Origin of the sequence: Methylobacterium sp. B1 (genome assembly GCF_000333255.1) — a bacterium.
Classification (GTDB): Bacteria; Pseudomonadota; Alphaproteobacteria; order Rhizobiales; family Beijerinckiaceae; genus Methylobacterium; species Methylobacterium fujisawaense.
In genome coordinates this window covers 1-5,218 of sequence record NZ_BACT01001054.1, presented here as the reverse complement: position 1 = coordinate 5,218, position 5,218 = coordinate 1, and the positions used below count along the sequence as shown (strand labels likewise).

The window sequence follows — 5,218 nt, the reverse complement described above, 5'->3', positions numbered from 1 at the left end:
CCGAGCCCCGCGCCGAAGCCCATCGCGGTGATGCCCGCGGCGAGGCCGCGTCGGTCGGGAAACCACTTCAGCGAATTGCCGACGCAGGTTCCGTAGACCGCACCGGCGCCGGTGCCGCCGATCGCGGCCGCGATGTACAGCACGGTGAGCGAGTCGGCGTAGGAGTTGATCACCCAGGCGATGCCGCAGAGCAGGCCGCCGAACAGCGTGACGATCCGCGGGCCATACTTGTCGACAAACCAGCCCTCGATCGGGACCAGCCACGTCTCGGTGACGACGAACAGCGTGAACGCCACCTGGATCGCCGCGCGATCCCAGCCGTGCCGCTCCTGCATCGGGTTCACGAAGAAGGTCCAACCGTACTGCATGTTGGCGATCATGCACATGCAGACCACGCCGAAGGCGAGTTGCAGCCATCGGCCACGCCCCGCCGGTTTGACGATCTCGGACATACCCATCCCTCCTTGGCAGTATTATTGTTGGGGTCTGTGCTCAGACCGGCTGTATGCCCTGCCGCGGCCCAGCTTGGCAGAACAAGATGACCGGGATTCTTCGAAAAATTCTTGGCCCGCAGGCAAATAAAGTCTCAAGTACTCGAGCATCCGCATTGGACTCAGCAGCGCGGGACTGATGGTCGACGGTATGCCAGCAGGATGGTGCTGGTATCCCTCCAGGCTGTCAATCGAACCGGCATAAAAATACACGTTTCGGCGCCGGGATTAAAACCGATCGGCCGAACGTGGGGTGAAAACGGCGGATGGGAAGCCGCGCCTGCACAACTTCCGCGAGGCGAAAAGTCGGCAAAGGTCACAGGTCTGTGGGGCCGCCCCGCAATTGACTAGGATCTGGCCAAGGTTTGGGTTAGTCCGCTTGGGAGCGCACGACAGAGAATGCGTGCGAGACATCATACGTGTGAGCTGACTGGACGAGGGATGTCGAATTCCGAACCGCTGAGCGTGAAGCCCATCGTCGCCAGCTCCAGTCTCCGGACCTTGGCCTACGAGGCGCTCAAGACAGCCATCACCAACATGGACATCTACGGACGTCCGGACGAGGTCCGCCTCGACGAGCGGAAGCTGTCGCAGGATCTCGGCGTCAGCCGGACGCCCGTGCGCGAGGCCCTGACGGTTCTGGAGCAGGAAGGCTTCGTCCGGTCCGAGGCCCGGCGCGGTGTCTTCGTGATCAAGAAGAACAAGCGCGAGATCGTCAGCATGATCCACGCCTGGACGGCGCTGGAAAGCATGGCGGCTCGCCTCGCCTGCACCCGCGCCACCGATGCCCAGCTTCGCGCCCTGCGCGAGTCCTTCCCGGAATTCTTCGAGGGACAGCCCTCAGAGCACATTGATGAGTACTCGGACGCGAACATCCGCTTCCATCAACGCATCATCGCTCTGGGACACTGCGATGCGATTGCCGATCTGACCAGTAATCTTCTGATGCATGTGCGGGGCATCCGCAGCACGGCGCTCCGGCAGGGCGACCGGGCCGAGCGTTCGATCCGGGAGCACGTCGCCATCATCTCGGCTCTGGAAGCGCGAGATGCCGACCTGGCCGAACGTCTCGTGCGCGAGCATGGCCTCGGGCTGGCTCAGCACGTCGACACCTACGGCGACTACCTGGACTGATCGGCGTCGAGACCGTCCCACAGGGTCCGTTTCGACCGACAAAGCCTCGCCGACCGCATCGGGAATCGTCGGCGAGGGCCGCACGGTCGTGCGCTTCGGCTGCGACAGCACCGACCGACCCGGTGGTCTGAACCCCGACCGAGTGCTGGTTACAAATTAAATCGCGCACAAGCGTTGCCGCACTGCAAAAATTTTGAGAGGCGCGAAGTCTCTGTGCGCCACTCTCAACTGCGAGCGTGGCGCATGCGATGTGCGGCTTCTGTGCGGAATGCGGTCGCATCTCCGTCCTCCATGCATAGGCCGCATGAACGGTATTCGTTATCTGGCATACCAGTTTGCAGGGCGGCATGACATTTCTCGCACCGCAACATATCGCGGTGCCCGGCCGCCCTGGAGAGTCCGATGATCGCCAGCTTCCTCGCTATCTTTGTCGCTTTCGCCGTTTGCCAGGCGCTGCTGACCGTGAAGTTCGCCGACTTTCTGAGCTCCGAGCGCACGTCCGGTCGTTCGACCGTCGCACCGACCGGCGACGTCGCCTCCGCCAAGCTGGCCTGACGCGATCCGTCGATGTTTCGGTGAGGGCGCCGAGCACGGTTAACGCTTTCCTCAAAACTTGCGCGTAGGGTAAATGGATCGTTGACCCTGCGGGCGAGGAGCGACCGCGTTGGCCCTCGGCGCCGCATCGCGATTCTCGGACGGCCCCTACGTCCTTCTGATTTCGGATCGCCCATCCGAGCAGAGAGCCCTTGAGCGCGCGATCGCGCTGGTGATGGATTGCCGGGCGCTCTCGCCGGGCGCGCCGATCCCGGCCGAGCGGCCCCACCTCGTGGTTCTGGATCTTCCACCGGTCCAAGCCGCAACGTTGCGTACCACTCTCGACCGGTACAGGCCGTCACTCCCGCTCCTGGTTCTCGTACGCGGCGAGCCCATGGCGGGTGCGTCCAACCTCCGCCAGCTCCCCGCCGCGGCACCGCGCCAGATCGTCCTGGCGAATGTCTTCGCCATGATCGAGGAGGCGACGCGGTCGGCCGAGGCGCGTCGGCGACAGCTCGCGGAGCGCGTCACGGGTGCTACCGCAATCGTCGCGGACCTGTTCGACAGCGCCGCCCTCGGCGCCCGACTCCGGCGTGCCGACGTGGAGCGGGGAACCGAGCTGGTCCTCGCTGCCGTTTCCGAGGTCGGCATCGGGGCGTGGCTCGCCGAAGTCTGGCGCCACGAGATCGGCGTCTATCAGCACACGCTCGGCGTCGCCGGACACGCCGCGACCTTCGGCGCTCAGATCGGCCTCAATCGGACCGACCTCGCGCGACTGGTTCGATCTGCGCTGCTGCACGACATCGGCAAGTCGCGCATTCCGGTCGAGATTCTCAACAAGCCGGGGCCGCTCAATCCTGAGGAGATGCGGCTCATGCAGCGCCATCCCGATATCGGCGCCGACCTTCTGGTCGCTCAGGGTGAGTTCGAGGCGGCAATCATCGATGTGGTCCGGCATCACCACGAGCGCCTGGACGGCAAAGGTTACCCCGACGGCCTGGCCGGCTCGGCCATCTCGGACCTCGTGCGCATCGTGACGATCTGCGACGTGTTCTCGGCCCTGACCGAGCGGCGCACGTATCGGCAATCGGCGACCCCCGCCGACGCCCTGGCCACGATGGTCGGCGGCACCGGTCATCTGGATCTGGATCTCCTCCGCGCCTTCGCACCCTCGATGCTGGCCGGCATGTCCCTGGCGGCGTGATCACGCCGGGTGCGTGGCGCGCGTGCCACGCGCGAGTGCGGCATCGTGCGGGCGCGCCGCGTGCCGCGCTTTCGCCGCAACCGCCCTGGAGGGAGGCGGGTGTCTGTCACCGATCGCCGTCCGGACCGTGCCGAAATTCAAGTTCGCCCTCGCCGCCGCCCTTCTGATGAGCCTCACCGCATGCGGCGGCGTCTCCGTCATGCCGGATGCGTCCGTTGAGAATGCGACGCACACAGCCGTGCTCGACGAGGTCGCGGCCGCGGCCGCGATTTCGGCCTACCGGGTTCAGAACGGCCTGAGCCCCGTCGTGGTCGATCCGGTTCTCGTGAAGGCGGCGGCCTTCCAGGCCGGCAACAACGCGCGCCACGGCCAGCTCAGCCACGAGATCGGCGGCAGCTTCACGTCGCGCATGGCCTCCGTCGGTCTGGCGAAAGCCTGGGCGGCGGAGAATCTCAGTGCCGGCTCCGAGACCCTCGAGCAGGTGCTCGCCCGCTGGAAGGCGAGCCCCGAGCACAACAAGAATATGCTGCTGCCGCAGATCCGCAGGATCGGGATCGCCCGCGTGGATGCGCCGACCACGCGCTACAAGCGGTTCTGGGCCCTTGTCATGGCAGGAACCTGACGCAGCGGCTCTCAGGGGTCCGCCGGCGCCAGATCGACGATCCGGAGCTGGGCCCGCTCGGCCCCGCGCCAGCGGTCGCAGGACAGCGTTCCGGCCACGTGCAGTTCCCGACCGATCCCGTTCAGCAGCGCGAGGCCGAGGGGGCGCTCGGCGGCACGGAAGCAGATGGCGCCCACCGCCTGTCCGTCGCGGCTGCGCAGGCGAGCCCTGACATGGCTCGACCCGACCACGCCGGCATCGACCAGGCGATGGCGCCCGAGGGCGAAGATCGGCTCCGGCGCGCCCTGTCCGAACGGTCCGGCCTGCTGGAGCAGCCGGACCGTTTCCGCGGTAGCGCCCCCGGCGCTGAGTCCGCCGTCGATCAGCAGGGCGTCGGCCGCCCGCGCCACGGTCACGCTCGCCCCCAGCAGCATGACGAGATGCGCCTCGAAGCGGGGGATGTCGTCGGTCCGTACGGTGACGCCGGCCGCCATGGCGTGTCCGCCCCCCTTGAGGGCGATCCCGGCCTCGACGCAGGCGCGCACCGCAAGCCCGAGATCTGACCCCGGGATCGAGCGACCCGAGCCGGTGGCGCTGCCGTCGGGTCGGATCGCGAAGGCGAAGGCCGGGCGGTTGAACCGTTCCTTCAGGCGCGACGCGATGAGTCCGACGATGCCGGGATGCCACTCAGGACTGGCCGTGACCAGCACGGTGCGGGTCGGGTCGAGCGTCAGGGCACGGTCCATCTCGGCCTCGGCCTCGGAGACGGCCTGCGCCTCGATCGCCTGACGCTCGCGATTGAGGCGATCGAGGTCGGCGGCGATCCGGGCCGCTTCGTTCGGGTCCGCCGTCGTCAGAAGCCGGGCACCGAGGGCCGAATCGCCGATGCGGCCACCGGCATTGATGCGCGGCCCGAGGACGAAGCCGAGATGCCACGATTCCGGCGGTTCGCTCAGCGAGGCCGCGTCCAGCAGGGCCGCCAGGCCGATGCGGCCGCGATGGCGCATCACCGTCAGGCCCTGCGTCACGAAGGCCCGGTTGAGGCCGGTGAGGGGCACGACGTCGGCCACGGTCGCCAGCGCTACGAGGTCGAGGGCATCGGTGAGCTGCGGTTCGGGGCGGTCCGGCCCGAAGAAGCCCTCCAGCCGCAGGGCACGGTTCAGTGCCACCAGGGTGAGGAACACGATCCCGGCGGCACAGAGATGGCCGAGGCCCGACAGGTCGTCGAGGCGAATGGGATTGACCACGGCGCGG

General features: G+C 67.3%; 6 protein-coding genes. 4 read left to right on the top strand and 2 right to left on the bottom strand.

Annotated features, from left to right (window positions below; translation table 11 throughout):
- The coding region (locus tag I53_RS29345; RefSeq protein ID WP_043357747.1) for an MFS transporter at nucleotides 1–452 on the bottom strand (452 nt) is incomplete at its 3' end.
- 480 nt (nucleotides 453–932) lie between these two features.
- Here I53_RS29345 and I53_RS29340 point away from each other — a divergent pair.
- The 4 genes from I53_RS29340 to I53_RS29330 all read left to right on the top strand — a co-directional run bounded on the left by I53_RS29340 (nucleotide 933) and on the right by I53_RS29330 (nucleotide 3,985).
- The gene (locus I53_RS29340; protein WP_043357745.1) at nucleotides 933–1,625 is read left to right on the top strand and encodes a GntR family transcriptional regulator; all 693 of its coding nucleotides are present in this window, start codon (nucleotides 933–935) and stop codon (nucleotides 1,623–1,625) included.
- A 402-nt stretch (nucleotides 1,626–2,027) separates the two neighbouring features.
- The gene (locus I53_RS34395; RefSeq protein WP_167380416.1) at nucleotides 2,028–2,180 is read left to right on the top strand and encodes a hypothetical protein; all 153 of its coding nucleotides are present in this window, start codon (nucleotides 2,028–2,030) and stop codon (nucleotides 2,178–2,180) included.
- A 109-nt stretch (nucleotides 2,181–2,289) separates the two neighbouring features.
- The gene (locus tag I53_RS29335) at nucleotides 2,290–3,363 is read left to right on the top strand and encodes an HD-GYP domain-containing protein (protein WP_043357744.1); all 1,074 of its coding nucleotides are present in this window, start codon (nucleotides 2,290–2,292) and stop codon (nucleotides 3,361–3,363) included.
- Nucleotides 3,364–3,529: 166 nt separating this feature from the next.
- The gene (locus I53_RS29330) at nucleotides 3,530–3,985 is read left to right on the top strand and encodes a CAP domain-containing protein (RefSeq protein WP_210274774.1); all 456 of its coding nucleotides are present in this window, start codon (nucleotides 3,530–3,532) and stop codon (nucleotides 3,983–3,985) included.
- An 11-nt stretch (nucleotides 3,986–3,996) separates the two neighbouring features.
- On the opposite strand, the gene I53_RS29325 is transcribed toward I53_RS29330, so the two are convergent.
- The coding region (locus I53_RS29325; protein WP_043357741.1) for a DHHA1 domain-containing protein at nucleotides 3,997–5,218 on the bottom strand (1,222 nt) is incomplete at its 5' end.

Excerpts from the sequence above, each read along its gene's own strand:
- I53_RS29340 (WP_043357745.1), top strand. The coding sequence starts at position 933 with ATGTCGAATTCCGAACCGCTGAGCGTGAAGCCCATCGTCGCCAGCTCC.
- I53_RS34395 (WP_167380416.1), top strand. The coding sequence starts at position 2,028 with ATGATCGCCAGCTTCCTCGCTATCTTTGTCGCTTTCGCCGTTTGCCAG.
- I53_RS29330 (WP_210274774.1), top strand. The coding sequence starts at position 3,530 with ATGAGCCTCACCGCATGCGGCGGCGTCTCCGTCATGCCGGATGCGTCC.